Genomic DNA, 23,806 nt, shown 5'->3' with positions numbered 1-23,806 from the left:
TTATTTTGATTTTAAGTCTTTCGTCTTTTTTGAGTTATTTGGAAAGCGCTTCCTAGGAGGAGAAAGGCAAACAAAAAAATAAGGAGGAAAAAAATGCGTAAAAGGGGACAAAAATTTCTAGTTGGAAGTTTGATTTTTGGAGCTTTAGCACTTTCGGCATGTGGTGCGAATGAAGGGAAGTCAGGGGGAAACCAAGGTAAGCAGGCGGGAGACAGCAAGATCGTTAATGTTATGGAAACGTCTGCTGTGCCAAGTGTCAATCCAATTACGGCGGACAATGGAGCTAGTTTTAAGGTTGTTAATCAGGTTTTTGAAGGGTTGTACCGTTTGGATAAGAAGGGAAAACCTGAACTTGCGCTGGCTGAAAAAGAGCCGACTGTTAAAAATGATGGAAAGACATTTATTTTCGACATTCGAAAAGACGCCAATTGGTCGGATGGAAGCCCTGTAACGGCAGCAGATTTTGAGTTTGCTTGGAAGAAAGTAGTAGATCCAAAAACAGCAGCAGCCTATGGACCTCAGATGGAAGAAATCGTAAAGAATGCTACGCAAATTTTAAAGGGGGAGCTTCCACCAAGTGAACTGGGCATTAAAGCGCTTGGGAAAAAACGCGTACAAATTGATTTGGAAAATCCAGTACCTATCTTCAAGGAACTCCTAACAACAGGCACCTTCTTCCCACAAAAAGAGGCTCAGCTTAAAAAAGAAGGTAATCGTTACGGGACAAATAGTGATACGCTACTTTCAAATGGACCGTTCATTTTGAAAAATTGGGATAGTACAAGTCAAACGTTTGATTACGTTAAAAACCCGAGGTATTGGGATAAAAAGAACGTGAAGGCGGATAAAATTCATGTAACGGTAGTAAAAGATACGAATGCAGCGCTTAATTTATATAACACTGGAAAACTCGATCGTGTTGAACTTGATGGCGATTTTGTCAAACAGTTTGAAAATGATAAAGAGTTTCATAAAATGACAACGGGCAGATCGGTTTACATGAAAATGAATCAAGGTAAAGATGGCGTGAAAACCGATTTAGCCAACTTAAATATTCGGCGCGGTCTTGCAATGGCAATCGATAAAGCTGGGCTTGTTGATACGTTACTTGCAAATGGTTCAAAACCGCTTGACGGAGATGTTCCAGGTGGGATTATGTTTAGTCCAGAAAATGGTAAAGATTTTCGGGAGATTAATGGGCCGCTCTTGACTTATGATAAAGATGAAGCAAAAACTTATTTCGAAAAAGGGCTAAAGGAACTTGGTAAAACGGAATTAACGTTTACTTTGACCGCGGGAGATACCTCGCTTATAAAAAAACAAACTGAATTCATTCAAAATCAACTTGAATCTAATTTACCTGGCTTAACAGTAAAACTAAAAAATGTTCCGACGCAAGTTAGTTTTAAAGCAGATGTCACGCAGGACTTTGAATTACTGCTTGGCGGTTGGGGCGGAGATTACCAAGATCCTTTGACTTATCTCAACTTATTCCTAACTGGAAGCCCTGGGAATCATACAGGATTTTCAAATGAAAAATATGATGAACTGGTGCTAGGTGCGAAAGGGAAACTTGCGAATGATTTGAATAAGCGATTCGATGCGCTTCTTGAAGCAGAAAAAATCTTGTTAAAGGATAATGCGGTTTTAATTCCTCTTTATCAAGGGGGAAGAGCCTATCTAGAAAAATCAACTTTAAAGGATTACATTGCATACCCAATTGGGACAGAAAACTATAAATGGATACACAAAAAATAAGAATATAGGTTAAACAAAGACAGTAGCTTGAGAGCTGCTGTTTTTTTGTCTAAAATTATAGTGATATAAAGAATTTTTTATGATAAACTATGAATGTAATTGCATTAGACAGATAGCGAATACAATTAAAGGAGGAACATTCCAATTGAAGCTTTTGACTATCTCTGTTCCGGCATACAACGAAGAAACAATGATTGTGCCACTCTATGAACGTATTGTAGAAGTCATGAATGAAGTAAAAGAAACCTATACATTTGAATTGCTGTTTATTAATGATGGAAGTAAAGACGGGACTCTCGATCAGATGAAGGCTTTACATAAAAAAGATAATCGAGTTGTATTTGTTGACTTGTCACGTAATTACGGGAAAGAAGTTGCGATGGCTGCTGGATTTGATTACGCTAAAGGGGATGCACTTGTTACAATGGATGCTGATTTGCAACATCCGCCAGAAGTAATTTTAGAGATGCTTAAACTTTGGGAACTAGGCTATGAAGATGTGTATGCGAAAAGAAATCGACGTGAAGGTGAAACGTGGCTTAAAAAAGCTACTTCAAAGATGTATTATCGGATTCTTCAAAAAGTCGCTCGGATTCCCGTTCTTCCAGACGCGGGAGATTTTCGTTTATTGGATAGACGTTGTATTGAGGCGCTTAAGCAAATGCGAGAAACCAATCGTTATACAAAAGGTCTTTACAGCTGGATTGGTTTTAAGAAAATAGAAGTGACTTTTGATGCGGCTCCCCGTTACGATGGACAATCTAAGTGGAATTACCAGTCATTAATTAACTTAGCGCTTGAAGGGATTACTTCTTACACAACTTTTCCACTTAGACTTTCTACATATAGTGGGTTTATTGTGTCGGCAGCAGCTTTTATTTATATGATCTATCTATTTATCAAAACACTGCTTTTTGGAGCAGATACGAGTGGCTTTCCTTCACTCATGATTATTATCCTATTTTTAGGTGGCGTACAACTTATCAGTATAGGTATCATTGGGGAATATTTGGGACGGATTTTTCAGGAAGTTAAGAAACGCCCCCTTTATTTTGTAGAGAGCTATAACGAAGACAAAGAAACAGTTAATGAGAAGGGATAGAGAGAAAAAATAATGACAAAAAAAATTAACAGTCTGCATCTAGCGATTTTCAGTTTCATCTTGTTTGTATTTTACTTTTTCCTATCATATATGACGCCGCTCACACACGATGATTGGACATGGGCGATTCATTTTGGTACAGATCGCTTGGGAGAGTGGTTTAAAGATTACAACGGCAGATATCTAGGGAACCTGACAGAAATTTTAATTACGCGTTCTAGTTTTATTCGTTATTTTTTGATGGGGGTCTTAGGAGCGGCATTAGTTGTTCTACCACTGCTTATTGCGAGAACTAGTAAATGGACGCTAAGCTTCTTAAGCTTTTTTCTTGTGCTTTCAGTTCCACTTGGCATGTTGAAATCTACTTTTACTTGGGCAGCAGGATTTGCCAATTATAATACAGCTATATTGTGTATTTTATTATATATCTTGATCATTAAAAATGTCTTTTATGATAAAGCGCCGAAATATAGCCTGTTTGTTGTTTGTATAGCCCTCCCATTTGGTGTTATTTCTCAGCTTTTTGTAGAACATGCAACTATTTATAATGTGTTTGCAGCACTTTTTATTATTATTTATAGTTTTGTGAAGTTCCGTAAATTTTATTTTTTCCAAGTTTTATATTTTGTTGGAACCTTAATTGGTGCCATACTTATGTTTACAAATGGAGCTTATGTTAAAATTTTCAGTGGGTCTGACAATTACCGCTCTGTTAAAACGGATCAAGGCTTGTTTTCCAGAATTTATGAAGTCTTCTATACAGATATGTACAAGCTTTTTATCATGAATAATATGTGGCTTAATATAGTTCTAGCACTCGTTACAATCTTGCTGCTCGTTAAAGCAGGTAAAAATCTTTCAACTGGACTACTGATTTTAAAGAATAGCTTTATTTTTATTTTAACTATCTATGCTTTTTACGTGCCTATTGTTAAGAACACACTACATTTAAGTTTTTTTACCAATCCAGTGAAAAATGCAAATTTTGAAGCATGGCTATCCGTTCTATTTTATTTAGTCTTGATTCTAAGTGTGTTTCTTTTTGTTTTGAATCGTAATTTAAAAGTTGAACTTTCTTTTTATTTGCTATCGGCAGCATTTGTTTCTGCGCCACTTTTCTTAATCACGCCAATTGGCGCGCGTTGCTTTGTTATTCCGTATTTAATGTTTGTACTCTACATCATTCGCTTACTTGTTTTTGCCAATGAATCAAATTGGATTGATTTTTCAAATTGGATTATTCCAATTGCTGGTTTAACGATTGTGGTTGCACTGGCTTATAGCGTTGTCTTTTATCACATCAAGTCCGCTGACAATGAACGAATGGAAGAAGTCAGACAACAAGTTAAGAGCGGCGAAAAGGCGGTTACTTTGAAGCGGCTCCCATACGAAGACTTTTTATGGAATAGCACTCCTGTTCCAGGGAGCTTCCAAGAAGAAACCTTTAAAGTGTATTTTAAAATTCCAAAAGAAACGAAACTGATTGTTAAATAGGACTATGAAGTGCTGCTATGTATGCGTGCGCCTGATGAATGGGCAAATGCGTATATAGCAGTTTTTTTGTGGGCTGATTGTGATATCAGACTAAGGAAGGATAGAAGATTCATTCTGCAGCCTTTTTTGATCGTGCTAATTTCCCTTTATAATAAGTTTATCAAATCAAATAAGGGAGCAAGAAAAATGAAAAGGGCAATGTTTGGATTGTTAGCTACAGTTTTTGTGATTGTGATGGTTTTTATTGAATTAGGATCACCGTTTGCGGAGGCTTCAGATACATACACAGTGACGATAAATCATTCAGGTGAAAAAGTTCAGAAAGCCAATTTTAAAGGATACGCATTTAAGGAAGAATGTAAAACATCATCGGGAAGAAATGTTCAACTGAAATTTTATTCAAATGATAAGCTAGAAATGAATAAATCATACCGTTTAGTTATTCAAGATAATCAAATGGTAGTTCGTTCAAAGGAGCTTTCAGATATACAAGTCGTTTCATCAAAATAATAAAAAAGAAATGAGGAGATTGATTATGAGTAACTTTTGGAAATACTTTTTAACAGTTGTTTTAGCACTTATTGGTTTAAATATTGTTTTGAAAATTATTGGTGTAACTTTACACTTCTTGTTCCCGATTTTAATTTTGGCAGGGATTATCTTCTTGCTTTATAAACTTTGGTCGGGGGACGATCGCAAGAACCATAAAAATGGCCGTGACCCCTATGAATACTAATATTGCTTAAAAAGCTCCCTAGCTTTTCTATATAATAAAACGAGACTTTCCCCAAAGAGTCTCGTTTTTTTGTTTGAGTTGAAAAAAGAGAAGGAAAAGAAAGAGAAACAAGAAAGTTGGATGAGCATGAAAAAACAAATTTTGTTTTTAGTGGCTATTTTATGTTTTCTTTGGTTTAAACCTAAAAAAGTGAAGGGAAAAAAACAGATTTAAAACCAAATGGCGATTTTAAGGGACTAGCTCCCATAGAAAGGCTTGGTGTGCTATAATAGCAAAAAAGAAAAGTGAAGGAGTTTGCACCGTGACTTTATTGGAAGAAGGCTTACTCAAGCAACCTAAATGGCGTTTTATTGATCAAACGAATGTTAATCCTGCTTTTGGGGCGCTTGAGTCTTACGCAACTGATGACACGCTTTGCCGAACTGTTGGAAAAAAAGTCAGCCCCCCTACTTTACGTGCTTGGGTTCATGAAAAAACGGTTTCGCTAGGGATTCAAGATACAAAACTTCCTAAATTACAAGAAGGTATTGCTTTTTTGAAAGAAGCCGGCTATAAAGTAGTTTTGCGTAATTCTGGCGGGTTAGCAGTTGTATTAGATCAAGAGGTTTTAAATTTGTCGCTTATTTTACCGGATGTTGAACGGGGGATTGCCATTGATCGTGGCTATGAAACGATGTTCACATTAATTAAAGATATGTTTGCTGATTTTGATCAAGTGATTGAAGCACGTGAAATTGAACGTTCCTATTGTCCGGGAAGTTATGATTTAAGCATTGAAGGGCGAAAGTTTGCTGGAATCGCACAACGACGCATGGCAAAAGGGGTATCTGTACAAATTTATCTTGCGTTGAATGGTAATCAAGATGAACGTTCGACTCTTATTCGTGAGTTTTACAAGCGAAGTGGAAAAGATTTGCAAGAAAAATATAAATTTCCAGATGTTGATCCAAGTGTGATGGGGACATTGTCAGGCTCTCTGGGACAGGAACTAACGGTAAATGATATTGTACGACGTTTACTAAATAGTTTGCGCTATTATGCAGGTGAACTTTATTCAAGCACGCTGTCGGCTGAAGAGCTTGACTTGCTTCCGCAATATTTTGAACGAATCATTCAACGTAATGAAAAAATCAAGTGAAGGGAATGTGACGAAATTTGAGCTACTTACAACAAAAGATGCCTGAAGGAAAAGTATTCAAAGATCCAGTTCATGGACTTGTACATGTAAAAGACCAAATTATTTGGGATTTGATTGCAACAAAAGAATTTCAGCGTTTGCGCCGGATTCGTCAGCTAGGAACAACTTCGCTTACTTTTCATGGGGCTGAGCATAGCCGGTTTAATCATTCACTCGGGGTCTATGAGATCGTTAGACAAATTTTGGATGTTACCTTTGCTGAAGATACGTTTAATGAAACAGAACGAGCTACAGCACTTTGTGCGGCTCTTTTACACGATCTTGGTCATGGTCCGTTTTCACATGCGTTCGAGAAAGTGTTTCACACGGACCATGAAGAGTTCACACAAAATATTATTACGGGAAAATCAGAAGTAAGAGACGTACTCATGCGTGCTGGGAAAGACTTTCCGTTTCTTGTCGCCTCTGTTATTAATAAAACACACGCTAATCAAACGCTCGTAAAGCTGATCTCAAGCCAGCTTGACGCAGACCGGATGGATTATCTGCTTCGCGACGCTTATTACACAGGTGTGAGCTACGGAAAGTTTGATTTGGAGCGAATTCTTCGTGTTTTACGGCCAAGTCCTGATAGCAACGGCGTAATTATTAAAGAATCAGGCATGCACGCGGTGGAAGATTATTTGATGAGCCGTTATCAAATGTATCAACAAGTCTATTTTCACCCAGTAAGTCGAAGTGGTGAAGTGCTTTTATGGAAAATCTTAGACCGGGCAAAATCACTTTATCAAGAAGACTATGAATTTGCGGTCACGCCGAATGAAGTTTTACCGTTTTTCTGTGAAAATGTAACGCTTGACGAATATTTGGCGCTAGATGATTCAATTTTGATGTTTTATTTCTCTATCTGGCAAAAAGAAGATGATGAAATCTTGCGCGATTTATGTAACCGGTTTTTAACAAGACGTTTACTCCATTATGTGGATTATGAGCCATCACAAGATCAAGCCTTTTACAATCAAATGAAGGGGCTCTTTGAAAAAGCGGACGTGGATCCTTCTTACTATCTTGTGATTGATTACTCTTCTGACTTGCCATATGACCTTTATAAACCAGGAGCAAGTACTGGAAAGTCGCCAATTCAGCTTCTAATGCGTAACGGAGAGCTGCATGAACTTTCGACGGAATCTCCTGTGGTTGAATCGATTGGCGGGAAAATCCGAACGGATGTCAAACTATATTTTCCGCTTGATTTTATTGAAAATGGGCGAATTCCGATTGAAGTGGCAAAAGAGATGGTCTCACTGATCCATAAAAAAGAAATGCAATAAAAAAACCTTGCCGCAAGCGGCAAGGTTAGGCGATTATAGGTCTGAGCTGCGGATGCCCGCAACACCGTAATCAGTTTTCTTCATTTCTTCCAAAACAACATGAATCTTTTCTTTAGGTGCATTTAGATCAGATGAAACAACGTCTGTTACATTTTTTACGAGTGCTTTTTTTTGCTCGTCGCTTCTACCTTCTAGAAATTTGATGGTTACAATCGGCATGGTTATCACCTCTGCTATTATTTGGATAGTGCCATTATAATATAAATTTTAAGGAAACGAAAGGAATAATTAAATGAGTAACTTTTTAGCTTATCCGCTTGAGACACTTCCATATGTCGTTGTCACCATCTTGATTGCGTTTACTGTTCACGAATGGGCACACGCTTATACAGCCCTTTTATTTGGCGATGATACGGCTAAGAGAGAGGGAAGATTATCCCCGAATCCCTTTGTGCATGTTGATCTTATTGGTTTATTGATGGTTGTTTTAGTTGGATTTGGTTGGGCAAAGCCAACTCCTGTTAATCGTTTTAATTTAAAGAAGCGCCGTTTAGGAAGTATCCTCGTTTCTCTTGCGGGGCCAATCAGTAATTTATTATTAGCTTTTATCGCGATGGGCATTTTTATGTTTCTTGTTAGCCATAATCATTCTATTTTAACAGTAACTATCTGGTCTAATTTTTTCACGATTTTTATTCAATTAAATTTAGTTCTATTTGTATTTAATTTAATTCCTTTCCCGCCTCTTGATGGCTATCAAATTATACTGGAGTTTCTACCGATGCGATTCCGCGAGAAAATCGCACCAGTTGAGCAATACGCTTTTTTAGTTTTTCTTATCATTGCGCTAACGCCGCTATATAATTTTACAATTGGTCCGATTTTTAGTACAGTAATTCCGTTTTTCATTAACGGTATGACCGAATTCTATCAAGGGATTTTCTTCTAAGTGATTTGCTTTTCTATGTTTTTTTTTCTATAATATAGTACGTCTACACTTCTCTTCGAAAGGAATCTGAAGGATGGTAAAGGAACGTAAGCCGGTAAGAATTCAAATTACTAATCTAGTGCGGCAAATGGATGCTCTGGAAAAAACTGAAATCACTGTTCCAGGGGTTTTTTATCGTGACGAGGGGAATATTTATCTTCACTATGAGGAACAACAAGTGGAAGGAAAAATCCGCTCGGTTCTTAAAGTTTCAGAAACAGAGCTTCTTTTGCTTCGAAATGGCGCTGTTAATATGCGTTTACACTTTTTTAAAGATAAAAGCAAAAGCACTGCTTCGGTTGAGTCTGGCGCAGGTAAGTTTTTATTTGAATCGGAACTCGTCAGCTATAATGAAGTGTTCAATCAAGATACGGCACAAGGAGAAGTTGCATTTCAGTATGATTTGCTGAGTGCAGGAACCTACGTGGGTTCATATGAGGTAACAATGCGGATAGAGGAGGACCCAAATGAATTTAATTAAAGAAACACAGGAGAATTTGGTTGGGCAAATTAAGCAGGCTGTTCTAAAAGCAACGGGGATTAGCGAAGCTGATATGCCAGAAATTCTTCTTGAAGTACCGAAAGAAAAATCGCATGGTGACTATTCCACAAATATTGCGATGCAGCTTGCTCGTGTAGCGAAAAAAGCACCTCGAGCAATCGCTGAAAGTATTATTCAAGAATTTGATACGAAAAGTTCTCAAATTGAAAAAATTGAAATTGCTGGTCCTGGATTCATCAACTTTTTCTTGGATAATCGTTATTTGACAAAGGTTATTCCTGCGGTTCTTGCAGAAGATGAGTCTTACGGGCAGTCTGATTTTGGTAAAAGAGAGCGAATTCAAATTGAATTTGTTTCAGCGAATCCAACAGGAGACTTGCATCTAGGCCATGCTCGTGGCGCCGCAATTGGAGATTCGCTTGCAAATATCATGGATATGGCTGGGTTCGATGTTGAACGGGAATATTATGTAAATGATGCAGGAAATCAAATTCAAAATTTAGTGCTTTCTGCTGAAGCACGTTATTTTGAAGCGTTAGGCATTGAAAAAGCTTTCCCAGAAGATGGCTACTACGGAAAAGATATCATCGAGCTTGGTAAGGAACTTGCTGACAAATATGGCGATCAGTATGTGAATGTGAGCGAAGAAGAACGCCGTGAAGTATTCCGGAAAGATGCACTAGCGTTTGAAACAGCAAAATTAAAAGCAGATCTAGATGAGTTTCGGGTTCATTTTGATAGTTGGTTTAGCGAAACGTCGCTTTATGAGAATAATAAAATTTTGCCGACGCTCGAGAAGCTGCGTGAGAATGGCTATGTGTTTGAACAAGATGGTGCAACTTGGTTACGAACCACGGACTTCGGGGATGATAAAGATCGTGTTCTGATTAAATCAGATGGGAGCTATACGTATTTCTTCCCAGATATTGCGTATCATTTGGATAAGCTAAATCGTGGCTTCGATATTTTGATTGACGTCTGGGGGGCCGACCATCATGGTTATATCCCGCGGATGCGTGCTGCGATTGAAGCACTGGGTTATAAGCCTGGCCAACTTGAAGTGGAAATTATTCAACTGGTTCATCTTTATGAAAATGGCGAACAAGTGAAAATGAGTAAACGGACAGGGAAATCTGTTACAATGCGGGATTTGATTGAAGAAGTTGGTTTGGATGCAACACGTTACTTTTTTGCAATGCGGAGTTCGGATACGCATATGAATTTTGACATGGGGCTTGCGAAGTCGACTTCAAATGAAAATCCGGTGTATTACGTACAATATGCTCATGCGCGGATCGCAAGTATTTTGCGTTCTGGCGAAGAAAAAGGAATTCAAGTTTCTGATCAGGCAGATATTTCGTTGCTTGAATCGGAAGTCGAATTTGACCTCTTAAAAGTAATTGGCGACTTCCCTGATGTTGTTGCTGAAGCCGCTTCGAAAAGAGCACCACATCGAATTGTGAGATTCTTGAATGACCTTGCCGCAGCATTCCACCGGTTCTACAATACGAATAAAGTATTGGATGAGGAAAATGTTCCGCTTACTAAAGCGCGTTTAGCTTTGATTAAAGCGGCAAAGATCAATTTGAAAAACGGCTTGAAATTACTTGGAGTTGAAGCTCCAGAGAAAATGTAATTAGGTGCAAGACAAGAGGAGAAAAGCTTCTTTCATGGCTTTTGCCTTCTAGGTCTGTTGATGCTTGTTATTGACGGAAGAAATAAAATGTTTTAAAGTTAAACAAACAGAGGCATTTTAATGACGGGGAGAGCAATAAATGAAGCGAATCATTATATTAACGCTGCTTTTCGTGTTTCTGTGCGTCGCAATCTATGTTCTCTATAATTTTCAACTTGGATCAATTCCAATCTTACTGATGGCGGTCCTATTCTTTTACATTGGCTACCAAATCGTAAAACGAAGTTGAATTTTCGGATTGTGCTTGCGTCTAGTAACATGTAAAATAGTGAAATGAGATAAAAGTTGAATAAATGAGTTGAAAAAGTCATTGAAGCGAAAACGTGTGAGGAAAGGGCGTGCCAACTTTGGATTTAAGTAAGTTAACGCAAGAAGAACGGAAAGAAGTCTCACTAATTGAGGTTGCACATTATGTGCTAGAAGAAAAACGTGAAGTCATTAATTTTCAAGAATTAGTTACAGAAATCGAGAAATTTTTGGGGATTTCAAGTGACGACATGAAGGAACGCTTAGTTCAGTTTTATACGGACATGAACATTGATGGGAACTTTATTTCGCTTGGTAATAATACATGGGGACTTCGAGCATGGTATCCAATTGATGCGATCGATGAAGAAGTTCAAACACACTCAGCTCCGAAGAAAAAACGTAAGAAAGATCAAGACGATGATGAAGATGAAGAGTTAGATGATCTTATGGATGACGATGTTGAGTATGAGGAAGACGATGTAGTTGAGGAACTGGGTGAAGAAGAAGTTTCGCTTTCTGATGGTCTAGTTGACGAAGATGAAGATATGGATGATCATTTGCCGGATGGTATCGAAGGAGATTTGGCAACGGTAGAAGATGATTATAGTGATGGTGATTATACAGAAGATCCGGAAGAGTAATTCGGAAAAAATCAGCTAAAAATTTTTTAGTTGATTTTTTTCTTATTACACGTAGCTAGCGGATTTGAGCTAGACGGGCATGAAGTTTGTCGAAAGAAAAGCTTGACTTATTTGGGTTTCAACTGTAGTATTTTAATTGGGCTCCCTTAATTGGGACAATTGATCGGAAGAAAAAGCGCTCCCGTATTTATTTTCGGGGGCGCTTTTTTTTATTGGATCCGTGGATAGATAAAAATTAACCAAGTGCAGAATCAGCATTTCTTGCATTTGGTGCTTTTATTTGTAGGGCGGTTTTGTTCTTACCCCAAGCGACTGAGAAGCGCTGATATATTTATTTTTTGGAAGGAGTAGATTTTAAACGATGACGAAGTATATTTTTGTGACGGGTGGCGTAGTTTCTTCAATCGGAAAAGGAATTACAGCGGCTTCACTTGGCCGTTTGCTAAAAAACCGTGGTCTCAGTGTGACGATTCAAAAGTTTGATCCGTACATTAATGTCGATCCAGGTACAATGAGTCCTTATCAGCATGGTGAGGTGTTTGTAACGGATGATGGTGCTGAGACTGACTTAGATCTTGGGCATTATGAGCGTTTCATCGACATTAATTTAAACCGTTACAGTAACGTAACAACTGGAAAAATTTACTCCGAAGTTATAAAAAAGGAACGCCGAGGCGATTATCTTGGTGGGACTGTTCAAGTCATTCCGCATATCACGAACGAATTAAAAGATCGTGTTTTTCGTGCTGCAAGAATGACAAATTCTGATATTATTATTACGGAAATCGGGGGCACCGTTGGGGATATTGAGTCGCTTCCCTTCCTTGAGGCCATTCGCCAAATTAAAAGTGATGTAGGTTCAGAAAATGTGCTTTATATTCATACAACACTTATTCCTTATATTAAGGCTGCTGGTGAGATGAAAACAAAGCCAACCCAACACAGTGTAAAGGAATTACGCAGTTTGGGTATTCAACCGAACTTGATTGTTGTAAGAACGGAACAACCGGTTTCGACGGAAATGAAAGAGAAGATTGCGCTATTCTGTGATATTAAAGCTTCAGAAGTTATTGAAAGTCGCGATGAAGACACCCTTTATAATGTGCCACTTTCTCTTCAAGCGCAAAAAATGGACCAAATTGTGTTAGACCATTTAAAACTAGAAGCACGAGAGGCAGAAATGACAGAATGGAAAGAGCTAGTACATCGTGTGAAAAATCTGTCCAAGAAAACACGGATTGCGCTAGTCGGCAAATATGTGTCCTTACAAGATGCTTATCTTTCAGTGGCTGAAGCTTTACGTCATGCTGGATATGCACATGATACAGAAATTGAAATTGACTGGGTCGACTCCGAGAAAGTGACAGAGGAAAATGTTACAGAACTACTTGGACATGTGGATGGGATTCTTGTTCCTGGTGGCTTTGGAGACCGAGCAATCGAAGGTAAAATTGCTGCTATTCGCTATGCTCGTGAAAACAAAGTGCCATACTTTGGCATTTGTTTAGGCATGCAGCTTGCGACAGTAGAGTTTGCTCGAAATGTAGTGGGGCTTAAAGGGGCACACTCTGCAGAGATTGATCCTGAAACGCCGTACAATATCATTGATTTACTTCCAGAACAAAAAAATATTGAAAATCTTGGTGGAACCCTTCGCTTAGGTTTATATCCTGCTCGAATTAAAGAAGGAACCAAAACGGCTGAAGCATATGGCACAACACTCGTTGAGGAACGTCACCGTCACCGTTATGAATTCAATAATGATTTCCGTGAACAAGTGGAAGCAGCGGGTATGATTGTTTCAGCAACAAGTCCAGATGGTCGTTTAGTTGAAGTTGTTGAATTAAAGGATCACCCGTGGTTTGTCGCTTGTCAATATCATCCTGAATTTATTTCCCGCCCAAATCGTCCGCAAAGCCTGTTTGATGGATTTGTAGGCGCAGCTTTGGCAGCACAAAACTAAAAGAAAAAGCATAAAAAAAGCTTAGTTTGACTCGAATCAATCATATTCGAGAGAACTAAGCTTTTTTCGACAGATGAAAAATCCCCTGAAAGATTTCAGGGGATTTTTAAAATTAAGCTTTTAAATTAGATGCAAGCGTCCAGCCAACAATGGTTGAGCCATCTTTCATACGATTCCAAACAGCTCCATCGACTGTTACTTCACGGTCAACAGTTAAAGTTTTACCCGCATATGCAGCAAGTGTTCCTTTTCTGTCAACAGGTTCAGGAACAGGTAATTGGTAATACTCACCATTTGTATTTTTCACTGTCCGCTTCACAGAGATAATTTTCTCCATAGAGGATTTATAGAAAACATTTAGCGAGCTATTGTTTACCCAACCAATTACTTTTCCATCGACACTAAATTGTGATGATGTAGTAGTGCCCACTTTGGCTTCTCTGATGAGCCGTAACTGCTTACCGGAATAGCTTGATAAATTACCCGCAGATGCGGCAGCGGCGGAGCCGACAGGCGCAGAATAAATAGGTGTATTTGCCGTTTTTACTCGAGCGTAAGCCCAGATGATATTATTGGAGGAAGCGGCAACCCCAAGGTTACTAGCCTTCGTCCAACCAACTAAATTCGATCCGTCTTTCATACGTTGCCAAACTACGCCATCAACAGTTACTTCACGGTCAACAGTAAGGTCTTTGCCATACACGTTCTTCAAAGTTCCACGTTTATCTGCAGCTTCTGCAACAGGTAACATGTAGTAGCCTTCTCCTTGACTTGTGGCTTTAACCATTCGTTTTAAGGAAACGACCTTTTCATTCGCAGATTTGTAGAAGATATTAAGGGCAGAGTTGTTTACCCAGCCGATCACTTTTCCATCAACACTAATTTGCGAAGAAATGGTATTTCCGACTCTAGCTTGCCGAACAAGGCGCATTTGTTTACCAGAATAACTGGACAAGTTTCCTACAGAAACAGCTGTTGCAAAATCAACAGGACCAGAATAAATGGTTGTGTTTGCTGTTTTCACACGAGCATAAGCCCAAATGATGTCATTTGTTGAGACGGTAAGTCCCAGATTGCTTGCTTTTGTCCATCCAGCAATAGCAGTTCCGTTTTTCATACGATTCCAAACCACGCCGTCAACGGTAACTTGTCGGTCGACTGTTAACACTTTATTATAAAGGTCTTTCAAAGTACCCTTTTTATCAACCGGCTCAGCAACAGGCAACATGTAGTAGCCGTCGTTTTGATTTGCCGTTTTTACCATGCGATAGCCAGAAAGTGAGGTTTCGTTGGCTGTTTTATAAAAGATATCGAGTGAGTTATTGTTTACCCAGCCGATCACTTTTCCATCAACACTAATTTGCGAAGAAATGGTATTTCCGACTCTAGCTTGTCGAACAAGGCGCATTTGCTTACCGGAATAACTAGACAAGTTTCCTACAGAAACAGCTGTTGCAAAATCAACAGGGCCAGAATAAATGGTTGTGTTTGCTGTTTTCACACGAGCATAAGCCCAAATGATGTCATTTGTTGAGACGGTAAGTCCCAGATTGCTTGCTTTTGTCCATCCAACAATGGCTGACCCGTTTTTCATACGATTCCAAACCACGCCGTCAACGGTAACTTGTCGGTCGACTGTTAACACTTTATTATAAAGATCTTTCAAAGTGCCCTTTTTATCAACCGGCTCAGCGACAGGTAACATGTAGTAACCATCATTTTGATTTGCCGTTTTTACCATGCGATAGCCAGAGAGAGAGGTTTCGTTGGCTGTTTTATAAAAGATATCAAGTGAAGCATTGTTTACATAGCCAATCACTTTTCCATCAACACTAATTTGTGAAGAAATGGTATTTCCAACTTTTGCTTCACGGACAAGGCGCATTTGCTTGCCAGAGTAGCTAGAGAGATTACCAACAGATGTTGCTCCTTTTGCACCAGTTGGTTTTGAGTAAATAACCGTGTTTGGTGTTTTCACGCGAGCATAAGCCCAAATCACTTTGTCATACTGAATAACGCCGTTGTTAATTTGATTATATTTTTCTTGGATGAGGGACATCATGCTGTTCCAATTATAGCCATATTGATTAAAGTAACCAATTGGATCGGTATGAGTGGTTCCACCAAGGTATTTGGTAACCGCATTGTGTGACCAAACGGTTCCTTTACCATCGCTTTCCGCACTGTCAACTTTCATATTGTATTTTGTAAGCAAATATGCCGAATAATACGCATAATTATTGATAGAACGAGCAAAATCGTCAAAAGTTTTGGAACGAACAAGCTCAAATTGGACAAACCGAGCATTGGCATACTGTCCGGCTCCCCAAACAGCATTATCAGTTGGATGAATCTGAATAATACGAGATTTATCAACAAAAGTATGAACAAATGCATTTTGCCAATTTCCACTCATATAATCAATTTCATTTTGAATAGTGGAATTATTGTTCGCTGTTTCGTGCAATACAATTCCTTCAGGTTTCCCGTAACCATTCCGATAGTTGAACTTCGGGAATTGACTTTTTAACTGATATTCAATACTAGCCGTACTGAAGTTTTTAGATTTGATGTAGCTGTTTACATCTGGATAACCAGCAGCACGGAGCATAGGAACATCAGCTAATACATTCGTATCCGTCCCATCTTCAAATCCATCATTTTCTTCCGTGACTTTTCCTTCACGGATTGCTTGAGGAACATAAATAGATTGTTCATCCGCGGATTTTAAGTCGTCCGTAGTATCGTGAGGCCGCGGGGTATTTACTTCATCAGCGGAGGCAACGCTTGGAATGGCAACAAGAGCCAGCCCAGTTGCAAGAAATGCTGAATGCAGAAGTATTTTCAAATGTTGATCAACTCCTCTTTTTTTATTGTCGAAAAATGAAAAAAATGTCACTTTCTATTTCTATTATGACAATCCTATCTGGTAGCGTCAATATACCAATCAAAAATGATTCTTTTGGCTGGTAAAGTGTTCAGTTTTTTCAAGGCGTTTAGCGAATATATAATATTTAACATAAAAAAAGGGTATTTTTTAGGAAAGGAAATAGTTAATTTTAGGAAAAAAGTTGAGGGCGCAAAGCCCTAAAATTGACAGATGAATGTTTTTTGTAGGAAACTAAAAAAGTGAAGTGGGGGGATGAATGTGTTGAAAACAGCGATGATTATTTATAATCCAGCGGCGGGACAGAATAAATTCCATAAAATTATGCCTGAGGTTGAACGATTATTAGTTCAAGCTGGTTATGAAGTAACGTTAGTATCTTCAACAGAAGAGCCGGGAAACATTACAAAAATAGCTTTTCAGGCAGCAAGTGAAGGGTGGCAAGCCATTATTGCCGCTGGAGGAGACGGAACTGTTAATGAGGTTGTTAATGGCATCATGCGTTCTAATAATCGACCAGTTTTAGGGATACTGCCGATTGGGACAACGAATGATTATGCCCGAGCACTTGGTTTCCAAAAAGATCCCATTCTGGCAGCAAAACAAATTGCTAAGCGCAACATTGTGAAAGTAGATATTGGAAAATGCAATCAAGATGAATATTTTATTAATAATGCAGCGATCGGTAAAATAACAGAAATTACATATGCGGTCTCTGAACAGAAGAAAAAACGTTTCGGGAGGCTGGCTTATCTTTTTGACGGGTTAAAGATGCTCCCTCAATTGAAATCTGTAGATGTGCAGATGGATTTTGATGGGGAAACATTTGAAGGGCCGATCTTACTGAGCTTTATCAATAACTCGCATACAGTTGGCGGACTGGAATCGCTTGTCAAGAAAGCGAAAATTAATGATGGCTATTTTGATCTGCTGATTTTAAAAAAGGTAAGTCCAGCCCGTTTGTTCTCGCTTTTTCTATTACTCAAGCGTGGAACACATCTGGAAAGCGATGATGTTATTTATCGGCGAGTCAAAAATGTTGAGATTACTGGGCGCACGCCTTTGAATTTCAGCTATGATGGGGTGTATGGTGGTGAGACTCCTTATACTGTTCAATGTTTGCATCAAGCCTTAGAGGTTTTTGCTGATCAAGATAAGTTGAAAAACGCTCCTTACTAACTGATAGCAGTAGATTTTCAAAGTGATTAGGAGTAAAGCGTTTTCAGAAAATAATAGGTATTCTTTATGGTAAATTGCTCACAAATCTGTTATGATATTTTTGTTAGGGAAAAATAGCTGCCACTATTTTTCACGGCGGAAATTCAAATAAGTTAAGAAAACATCAAGTTTTCTTAAATTCCTGAGGGAGGAAATTGTATTATGCCTATCGTTAACATGACAGACATGCTGAACAAAGCATTGGCTGGAAAATATGCTGTTGGTCAATTCAATATCAACAATCTTGAATGGACACAAGCTATCTTGAAAGCTGCAGAAGCTGAAAAATCACCTGTAATTCTTGGTGTATCTGAAGGTGCTGCAAAATACATGGGAGGATTCAACACGGTTGTAAAAATGACTCAAGGGCTTGTAGAAGACTTGAAAATTACAGTTCCAGTTGCTATCCACTTAGACCATGGTTCAAGCTTTGATTCTTGTAAAGCTGCGATTGATGCAGGCTTCACATCGGTAATGATCGATGGTTCTCACCATCCAATTGATGAAAACGTAGCTATGACAAAAGAAGTTGTAGACTATGCACATCCAAAAGGTGTTTCTGTAGAAGCTGAAGTAGGAACTGTTGGTGGTACAGAAGATGGTGTTACTGGTGGAATTAACTATGCTGATCCACAAGAATGCTTACGCGTTGTGAAAGAAGCTGGTATTGATGCGCTTGCAGCTGCACTTGGTTCTGTACATGGCCCTTACCACGGCGAACCAAAGCTAGGCTTCGACGAAATGAAAGAAATCTCCGAACTTACAGGTAAACCGCTTGTACTTCACGGTGGATCAGGAATTCCTGAACATCAAATTAAAAAAGCGATTGAACTTGGTCACAGCAAAATCAATGTTAACACTGAGTGCCAAATTGTTTGGACTGCAGCTGTTCGTGAAAAACTTGCTGCTGATAAAGATGTTTATGATCCACGTAAAGTTATCGGCCCTGGTGTCGATGCGATCATTAAAACAGTTACAGAAAAAATTCAAGAATTCGGTTCTAACGGAAAAGCGTAAGAACAATTTTAAATTTTTTAGGGAGAGGCGTTTGTACGTCTCTCCTTTTTTGTTTGCCTTGATTTAGGGAATTGTTTAACGGCCTGGAATAATGGTTATTGTGTTATATCGAAAAGGGTTGTAAAATAAAGCAGTTGGAAAAAAGTGATAGACACTTTAATTAAAGATTTAGATAAAAATCATTCTGAGGGCGTATGAAAAAGTGAGGATATGGCTTCATAATAGAGATATCCGAACAATAGGCTTTGGGATACATATATCGTGAATTATGCTATAATAATGAAACAGATATCCAGAGAACCAACATGGAGAGAGTAGGCGATAGTAATGAATATAGGGATCTTTACCGATACCTACAGTCCGCAAATCAGTGGGGTAGCGACTTCAATTGCCACCTTGGAAGAAGAGCTGAGACGAAGAGGACACAACGTATATATTTTTACGACGACCGATCCTAATGCTGATAGAGCAAGCGAAGAGGGACGTGTATTTCGTTTGCCAAGCATTCCTTTTGTGTTCTTTCCAGAGCGAAGAATCGCTATTGCAGGCATGAGTAAGTTTATTCGTCTTGTCGGAGAATTGAATTTAGATATTATTCATACACATACTGAATTTTCGCTAGGACTTTTAGGTAAAAAAATTGCGAAGAAATATTCGATTCCAATCATTCATACCTACCACACGATGTATGTGGATTATCTGCATTACATTGCTAAAGGCAAAATCTTAAAGCCAAATATGGTAAAGAGAATGACACGTTCTTTTTGTGAAAGTTATCAGGCACTCATTGCGCCAACGCAAAAGGTGCGTCATCATTTGGAAGATTGTGGTTTAAATAAATTAATTTACACAATTCCAACGGGTACAGATTTGCATTCGTTCGAACGTGCAGACGATGAAACCTTAGATGCGATCCGTTCTGAACTTGGCATTTCAAAAGAAGATCCGGTTATTTTGTCGCTAGGTCGTGTCGCTTATGAGAAAAATATTGATGCAATTCTAGAAGCTTTCCCGAAGGTTTTACAAGAGATTCCTAACGCGAAACTGGTGATTGTAGGAGATGGACCAATTAAGGCGGAACTCGAAGAAAAATCTGTAGAACTTGGGTTAGCCGATTCTGTGATTTTTACGGGTGCTGTTGAGTGGACCAAAGTTGGGAATTATTACCAGCTAGGCCATTTGTTTGTCAGTGCTTCGACAAGTGAAACACAAGGTTTGACTTATATCGAAGCTATGGCTTCAGGACTTCCAGTTGTTGCTAAACGTGATGAGAGCATTGAAGATTTTCTAATAGATGAAAAAACAGGCTTTTTATTTGATTCTGATGAAGAGTTAGCGCCCCGTTTACTGTTTGTTTTGAAAAACCCGGGAAGGGCCAAACAAATTGCTCAAAATGGACGGAGCGAAGTCCTATGTTATTCGGCAGAGAACTTTGGTAAAACGGTTGAAGCTGCCTATATGGAAGTGATTGCGACCTACCAGTCGACAGAGAGAAAGCCAATTGATTTGAAGCCGACCCTTTTAAGAAGTAAGATGGCTTCGCAGGTTTTCTCATTAACATCAAACCCACACATCAGGAAAGGTAGGTCTAGTAGACGTGATTAAACTAACTATGCTGTCGTCTGCGGAAAAAGTTAAGGGACAAGGAGTTGCCTCTGCCTATCGTGAGCTAGTTAACCTTGTGTCCGAACACTTAAATGATAAGTTTGATCTTTCAATTAATACCTTTCATAAAAGCGACATTACGCATTACCATACGGTAGATTTTCATTTCTATCTTTCGACATTTTTCAAGAAAAAGCGCGGAGTTCGGGTTGGCTATGTCCACTTTCTGCCAGAAACTTTGGAAGGAAGTTTAAAGCTACCTAAAATTGCCCGCGCTGTTTTTTATAAATATTTGATTTCTTTTTATAATCGAATGGATCAAATTGTAGTGGTCAATTCGTCGTTTATACCGAAGCTTGAACAACACGGGATTGCTCGCGAAAAAATTCATTATATCCCTAATTTTGTCTCCAAAAAAACATTTTATCCAATGAAGAGCGAAGCGAAACAAGAAATTAGGAAAAAATATCAGATTGCCCCTGACAAATTTGTTGTGCTTGGAGTTGGACAAGTGCAGCATCGAAAGGGCGTACTAGATTTCATCGAAGTCGCACGTGCGCTCCCTGAAATTGAATTTGTTTGGGCAGGAGGATTTTCTTTCGGGAAAATCACGGCTGGTTACGAGGAACTCAAAGAAATTTATGACCATCCTCCAAAGAATGTAAAGTTTATTGGAATTGTCGATCGAACAGAAATGAATGATTGCTTTAACATGGCAGATGTCTTTTTCATGCCTTCTTATAATGAACTTTTCCCGATGGCGATACTCGAAGCGATGAGCGCGGATGTTCCAGTGCTTGTTCGGGATCTTGACTTATATAAGGATATTTTAACGGGATATTATGATGCTGCAAGTGACAATCAGGGATTCATTCAAAAACTGAGTGAATTAAAAGAGAATCGTTCTGATTATGACCGGCTTGTTCAAATGGCGAGAGCAGGTGCTGAATACTATTCAGAGGAGAGGTTGACTAAAATTTGGGATGACTTTTACCATCAATTAGTGAAGGAGTGAAAAGAGGCATGAGCAAAACTGCAAAACGAAACTGGCTCAATATTTTTTTGATTCTTGTGATTAGCATTGGTTTTTTAGTTTGGCAGTTTCGCGATGTCGATTTGAGAAAATTCTTCGAAGAGATGGATCGAGTTAACTTATGGTGGATTTTAGTAGCGTTCTTATTCATGTTTTTGTATTGGCTATTCGAGGGCGTCGTTCTCCATAAAAGTGTAAAACCAAGTTTTAAGAAACAAAAATTTTTTTCGTCTTTTCGTATTACAATGATCGGGCAATTTTTCAATACCATTACACCTATGCAGGCGGGCGGTCAGCCTGCACAGCTATACGCGCTGATCAAAAAAGGCATGGATATTGGATCTGCAAGCTCAGTTTTGCTATTTAAATTTATTATCTATCAAGCGATGATAGTTGTTAACTTTTTACTGGTTTTGATTTTTGGTTTTCACTATTTGATGACTGGAGCAGTTCCGCAAGTGAAATATCTTGTAGTAGTAGGTTTTTTGGTTCATCTTTTAGTGATCATCGCTTTAGTTCTTGTCAGCAAGAGTCGTGGCTTTACGACCAGATTGGTACATACACTTTTAAAGCCGGTCGGTTGGTTTTTGAAAAAAGAGCGGATGCTTAAAATAGAGGAAAGCATCGATGAAAAAATTGATACATTTCATGAAGAAAGTGGTCGAATCAGTAAGGATTGGCGACTCATATTATCAGCTAGTTTTTATACAACATTACAGTTATGGGTATATTTTGCGATTCCTTACTTTGTAATGCTAGGGTTAGGTGTTACAACTATGGGACTCTATATGGTGATTACATTTCATGCTTTCATCATGATGTTTGCAACAGTGATGCCAACCCCTGGCGGAAGTGGTGGAGCGGAATACACGTTTACGCTTTTGTTTGCTCCGTTTCTTGGATCCGCTAAGTTACTTGCAGCTCTGATCTTATGGCGTATTGTCACGTATTATAGTTGTATCGTATTTGGGGCGGTTGCGTTAATGGTTCGAGATAAGCGGCCTGAAACGAAAAAAAAAACGGCGAGCGTTCAATTTAAAGAAAAGCTGTCCTAGAGGAGGATGGCTTTTTTACGGAGCAGAGTCTTGCATAAAAAACGGGTTTCAGCGATAATGAAGGAAGAAATTGAAAAGAAAGAAGGTTAGTCATGGCGAATCGATTGGTGATACAAGGCGGCAAAAAGCTTTCAGGGACTGTAACGATTGACGGGGCTAAAAATAGTGCTGTCGCTTTAATCCCAGCTGCAATCATGGCAGACTCAGAAGTTGTACTAGAGGGATTGCCAAATATTTCAGATGTTCATACACTCTATCAAATTATAGGGGAACTCGGTGGAAACGTTCGATATGATGAAAATCAAGCAATTATCGATCCAAGTGAGATTGTCGATATGCCACTTCCAAATGGCAATGTAAAAAAACTTCGTGCTTCTTATTATTTAATGGGGGCACTTCTTGGTAAATTTAAAAAAGCAGTAGTGGGACTTCCAGGCGGTTGTTATCTTGGCCCTCGTCCAATTGACCAGCATATTAAAGGTTTTGAAGCACTTGGCGCAACAGTAACAAATGAACAAGGTGCTATTTATTTGCGAGCAGAAAAGCTTCGCGGAGCAAGAATTTATTTGGATGTCGTTAGCGTCGGGGCGACGATTAATATTATGCTCGCGGCAGTTTTAGCTGAAGGAAAAACGGTGATTGAAAATGCGGCAAAAGAGCCAGAAATTATTGATGTTGCCACTCTTTTGAATAATATGGGTGCAAATATCAAAGGAGCTGGGACAGATACAATTCGCATTCAAGGTGTCGAAAAGCTTTCGGGTTGCAAACACGCGATTATCCCAGACCGGATTGAAGCTGGGACATATATGATTGTTGCGGCAGCTGCTGGAAGTGGAGTTAAAATTCAAAACGTTATTCCAGACCACTTAGAAGGGATTACAGCCAAATTAAGTGAAATGGGGGTACCCATTGACGTTTCGGATGATTCTATTTATATTGGTGAAGCTAAGCAGTTGAGCAAGGTTGATGTGAAGACGTATGCGTATCCAGGATTTGCGACAGATTTGCAACAACCGATGACGGCGCTCCTTACCCAAGCAGAAGGAAGCGGTATCGTGACGGATACGGTTTATTCTGATCGCTTTAAGCAAATCGCTGAGTTGGAACGAATGGGTGGTAAATTTAAGCAAAGTGGTCGAAGTGTTGTGATTTATGGAAAAACACCACTAAAAGGGACAAAAGTGACAGCGACAGACTTACGCGCGGGAGCAGCTCTAATTATTGCGGGCCTTGTTGCAGAAGGAACGACAGAGATCCTTGAAATCGAACATATTGAACGCGGATATGGTAATATCGTTGAAAAATTGACAGCACTTGGTGCAGATATTCGTAAAGAATCGGGCGAGCCATCTATTTCTTGATAAATAAACGTTCGAGTCATCGACTTCTT

Annotated in this window: 21 protein-coding genes; 19 read left to right on the top strand and 2 right to left on the bottom strand. The window is 38.9% G+C overall.

Annotated elements, in window-relative coordinates; genetic code table 11:
• Nucleotides 1-93: 93 nt before the first annotated feature.
• The 7 genes from HB912_RS09570 (at nucleotide 94) to HB912_RS09540 (ending at nucleotide 7,559) form a co-directional block, all read left to right on the top strand.
• Entirely contained in the window at nucleotides 94-1,758 is a 1,665-nt protein-coding gene (locus tag HB912_RS09570; protein WP_185374103.1) for a peptide ABC transporter substrate-binding protein, read from the top strand.
• A 145-nt stretch (nucleotides 1,759-1,903) separates the two neighbouring features.
• A complete protein-coding gene (locus HB912_RS09565; RefSeq protein ID WP_185374101.1) occupies nucleotides 1,904-2,860 on the top strand; it encodes a glycosyltransferase family 2 protein in 957 nt (318 codons plus the stop codon).
• Nucleotides 2,861-2,872: 12 nt separating this feature from the next.
• The gene (locus HB912_RS09560; RefSeq protein WP_185374099.1) at nucleotides 2,873-4,354 is read left to right on the top strand and encodes a DUF6056 family protein; all 1,482 of its coding nucleotides are present in this window, start codon (nucleotides 2,873-2,875) and stop codon (nucleotides 4,352-4,354) included.
• Between the two features lie 21 nt (nucleotides 4,355-4,375).
• Nucleotides 4,376-4,864: a YxeA family protein gene (locus HB912_RS09555; RefSeq protein ID WP_244964468.1), complete on the top strand. Its 489-nt coding sequence runs from the start codon at nucleotides 4,376-4,378 to the stop codon at nucleotides 4,862-4,864.
• Between the two features lie 25 nt (nucleotides 4,865-4,889).
• Nucleotides 4,890-5,090 (top strand): hypothetical protein, encoded by a 201-nt coding sequence (locus tag HB912_RS09550; protein ID WP_185374097.1) that lies wholly within the window; start codon nucleotides 4,890-4,892, stop codon nucleotides 5,088-5,090.
• A gap of 301 nt (nucleotides 5,091-5,391) precedes the next feature.
• A complete protein-coding gene (gene lipL / locus HB912_RS09545; protein WP_185374095.1) occupies nucleotides 5,392-6,228 on the top strand; it encodes a lipoyl-[GcvH]:protein N-lipoyltransferase in 837 nt (278 codons plus the stop codon).
• 17 nt (nucleotides 6,229-6,245) lie between these two features.
• Nucleotides 6,246-7,559, top strand: coding sequence for an HD domain-containing protein (locus tag HB912_RS09540; RefSeq protein ID WP_185374093.1), 1,314 nt, complete (start codon nucleotides 6,246-6,248; stop codon nucleotides 7,557-7,559).
• 33 nt (nucleotides 7,560-7,592) lie between these two features.
• On the opposite strand, the gene HB912_RS09535 is transcribed toward HB912_RS09540, so the two are convergent.
• Complete coding sequence (locus HB912_RS09535) at nucleotides 7,593-7,778, bottom strand: 2-hydroxymuconate tautomerase (protein WP_185374091.1); 186 nt, start codon at nucleotides 7,776-7,778, stop codon at nucleotides 7,593-7,595.
• A 73-nt stretch (nucleotides 7,779-7,851) separates the two neighbouring features.
• On the opposite strand from HB912_RS09535, the gene HB912_RS09530 reads away from it, so the two are divergent.
• From HB912_RS09530 to HB912_RS09505, 6 genes are all read left to right on the top strand, one after another.
• Nucleotides 7,852-8,508: a site-2 protease family protein gene (locus HB912_RS09530; protein ID WP_185374089.1), complete on the top strand. Its 657-nt coding sequence runs from the start codon at nucleotides 7,852-7,854 to the stop codon at nucleotides 8,506-8,508.
• A gap of 73 nt (nucleotides 8,509-8,581) precedes the next feature.
• A complete protein-coding gene (locus HB912_RS09525; RefSeq protein ID WP_185374087.1) occupies nucleotides 8,582-9,028 on the top strand; it encodes a YwiB family protein in 447 nt (148 codons plus the stop codon).
• On the top strand, nucleotides 9,015-10,685 hold the full coding sequence (gene argS, locus HB912_RS09520) for an arginine--tRNA ligase (protein ID WP_185374085.1): 1,671 nt from the start codon (nucleotides 9,015-9,017) through the stop codon (nucleotides 10,683-10,685). The genes HB912_RS09525 and argS overlap by 14 nt, the downstream gene beginning before the upstream one ends.
• Before the next feature lie 139 nt (nucleotides 10,686-10,824).
• A complete protein-coding gene (locus HB912_RS09515) occupies nucleotides 10,825-10,974 on the top strand; it encodes a hypothetical protein (protein WP_165849995.1) in 150 nt (49 codons plus the stop codon).
• Nucleotides 10,975-11,092: 118 nt separating this feature from the next.
• Complete coding sequence (rpoE, locus tag HB912_RS09510; RefSeq protein WP_185374149.1) at nucleotides 11,093-11,635, top strand: DNA-directed RNA polymerase subunit delta; 543 nt, start codon at nucleotides 11,093-11,095, stop codon at nucleotides 11,633-11,635.
• A 361-nt stretch (nucleotides 11,636-11,996) separates the two neighbouring features.
• On the top strand, nucleotides 11,997-13,598 hold the full coding sequence (locus HB912_RS09505) for a CTP synthase (protein WP_185374083.1): 1,602 nt from the start codon (nucleotides 11,997-11,999) through the stop codon (nucleotides 13,596-13,598).
• Nucleotides 13,599-13,710: 112 nt separating this feature from the next.
• Here the strand turns inward: HB912_RS09505 and HB912_RS09500 are convergent, their stop codons facing one another.
• The gene (locus HB912_RS09500; protein WP_185374081.1) at nucleotides 13,711-16,446 is read right to left on the bottom strand and encodes a GW domain-containing glycosaminoglycan-binding protein; all 2,736 of its coding nucleotides are present in this window, start codon (nucleotides 16,444-16,446) and stop codon (nucleotides 13,711-13,713) included.
• 300 nt (nucleotides 16,447-16,746) lie between these two features.
• On the opposite strand from HB912_RS09500, the gene HB912_RS09495 reads away from it, so the two are divergent.
• The 6 genes from HB912_RS09495 (at nucleotide 16,747) to HB912_RS09470 (ending at nucleotide 23,777) form a co-directional block, all read left to right on the top strand.
• A complete protein-coding gene (locus HB912_RS09495) occupies nucleotides 16,747-17,664 on the top strand; it encodes a diacylglycerol kinase (protein ID WP_185374079.1) in 918 nt (305 codons plus the stop codon).
• Between the two features lie 201 nt (nucleotides 17,665-17,865).
• Nucleotides 17,866-18,720 (top strand): class II fructose-1,6-bisphosphate aldolase, encoded by an 855-nt coding sequence (gene fba / locus HB912_RS09490; RefSeq protein WP_036073218.1) that lies wholly within the window; start codon nucleotides 17,866-17,868, stop codon nucleotides 18,718-18,720.
• A gap of 327 nt (nucleotides 18,721-19,047) precedes the next feature.
• Nucleotides 19,048-20,325 carry a glycosyltransferase family 4 protein gene (locus HB912_RS09485; RefSeq protein ID WP_036073216.1) on the top strand — a complete coding sequence of 426 codons (1,278 nt, stop codon included), beginning with the start codon at nucleotides 19,048-19,050 and terminating at the stop codon, nucleotides 20,323-20,325.
• Entirely contained in the window at nucleotides 20,318-21,340 is a 1,023-nt protein-coding gene (locus HB912_RS09480; protein ID WP_185374077.1) for a glycosyltransferase, read from the top strand. Before HB912_RS09485 ends, HB912_RS09480 begins: the two co-directional genes overlap by 8 nt.
• Before the next feature lie 8 nt (nucleotides 21,341-21,348).
• Nucleotides 21,349-22,413, top strand: a complete 1,065-nt coding sequence (locus tag HB912_RS09475; protein WP_185374075.1) for a lysylphosphatidylglycerol synthase transmembrane domain-containing protein — start codon at nucleotides 21,349-21,351, stop codon at nucleotides 22,411-22,413.
• A 92-nt stretch (nucleotides 22,414-22,505) separates the two neighbouring features.
• The gene (locus HB912_RS09470; protein ID WP_185374073.1) at nucleotides 22,506-23,777 is read left to right on the top strand and encodes a UDP-N-acetylglucosamine 1-carboxyvinyltransferase; all 1,272 of its coding nucleotides are present in this window, start codon (nucleotides 22,506-22,508) and stop codon (nucleotides 23,775-23,777) included.
• Nucleotides 23,778-23,806 lie beyond the last annotated feature (29 nt).

The sequence above is a fragment of the Listeria aquatica genome, assembly GCF_014223975.1.
Classification (GTDB): Bacteria; Bacillota; Bacilli; order Lactobacillales; family Listeriaceae; genus Listeria; species Listeria aquatica.
Note: the sequence above shows the minus strand (reverse complement) of the source record. Positions and strands in the feature narration are given on the sequence as shown.

Excerpts from the sequence above, each read along its gene's own strand:
- HB912_RS09470 (WP_185374073.1), top strand. The coding sequence starts at position 22,506 with ATGGCGAATCGATTGGTGATACAAGGCGGCAAAAAGCTTTCAGGGACT.
- HB912_RS09560 (WP_185374099.1), top strand. The coding sequence starts at position 2,873 with ATGACAAAAAAAATTAACAGTCTGCATCTAGCGATTTTCAGTTTCATC.
- HB912_RS09485 (WP_036073216.1), top strand. The coding sequence starts at position 19,048 with ATGAATATAGGGATCTTTACCGATACCTACAGTCCGCAAATCAGTGGG.
- HB912_RS09530 (WP_185374089.1), top strand. The coding sequence starts at position 7,852 with ATGAGTAACTTTTTAGCTTATCCGCTTGAGACACTTCCATATGTCGTT.
- HB912_RS09505 (WP_185374083.1), top strand. The coding sequence starts at position 11,997 with ATGACGAAGTATATTTTTGTGACGGGTGGCGTAGTTTCTTCAATCGGA.
- HB912_RS09515 (WP_165849995.1), top strand. The coding sequence starts at position 10,825 with ATGAAGCGAATCATTATATTAACGCTGCTTTTCGTGTTTCTGTGCGTC.
- HB912_RS09570 (WP_185374103.1), top strand. The coding sequence starts at position 94 with ATGCGTAAAAGGGGACAAAAATTTCTAGTTGGAAGTTTGATTTTTGGA.
- HB912_RS09555 (WP_244964468.1), top strand. The coding sequence starts at position 4,376 with ATGCGTGCGCCTGATGAATGGGCAAATGCGTATATAGCAGTTTTTTTG.
- HB912_RS09475 (WP_185374075.1), top strand. The coding sequence starts at position 21,349 with ATGAGCAAAACTGCAAAACGAAACTGGCTCAATATTTTTTTGATTCTT.
- HB912_RS09550 (WP_185374097.1), top strand. The coding sequence starts at position 4,890 with ATGAGTAACTTTTGGAAATACTTTTTAACAGTTGTTTTAGCACTTATT.
- HB912_RS09535 (WP_185374091.1), bottom strand. The coding sequence starts at position 7,778 with ATGCCGATTGTAACCATCAAATTTCTAGAAGGTAGAAGCGACGAGCAA.
- fba (WP_036073218.1), top strand. The coding sequence starts at position 17,866 with ATGCCTATCGTTAACATGACAGACATGCTGAACAAAGCATTGGCTGGA.
- HB912_RS09525 (WP_185374087.1), top strand. The coding sequence starts at position 8,582 with ATGGTAAAGGAACGTAAGCCGGTAAGAATTCAAATTACTAATCTAGTG.
- argS (WP_185374085.1), top strand. The coding sequence starts at position 9,015 with ATGAATTTAATTAAAGAAACACAGGAGAATTTGGTTGGGCAAATTAAG.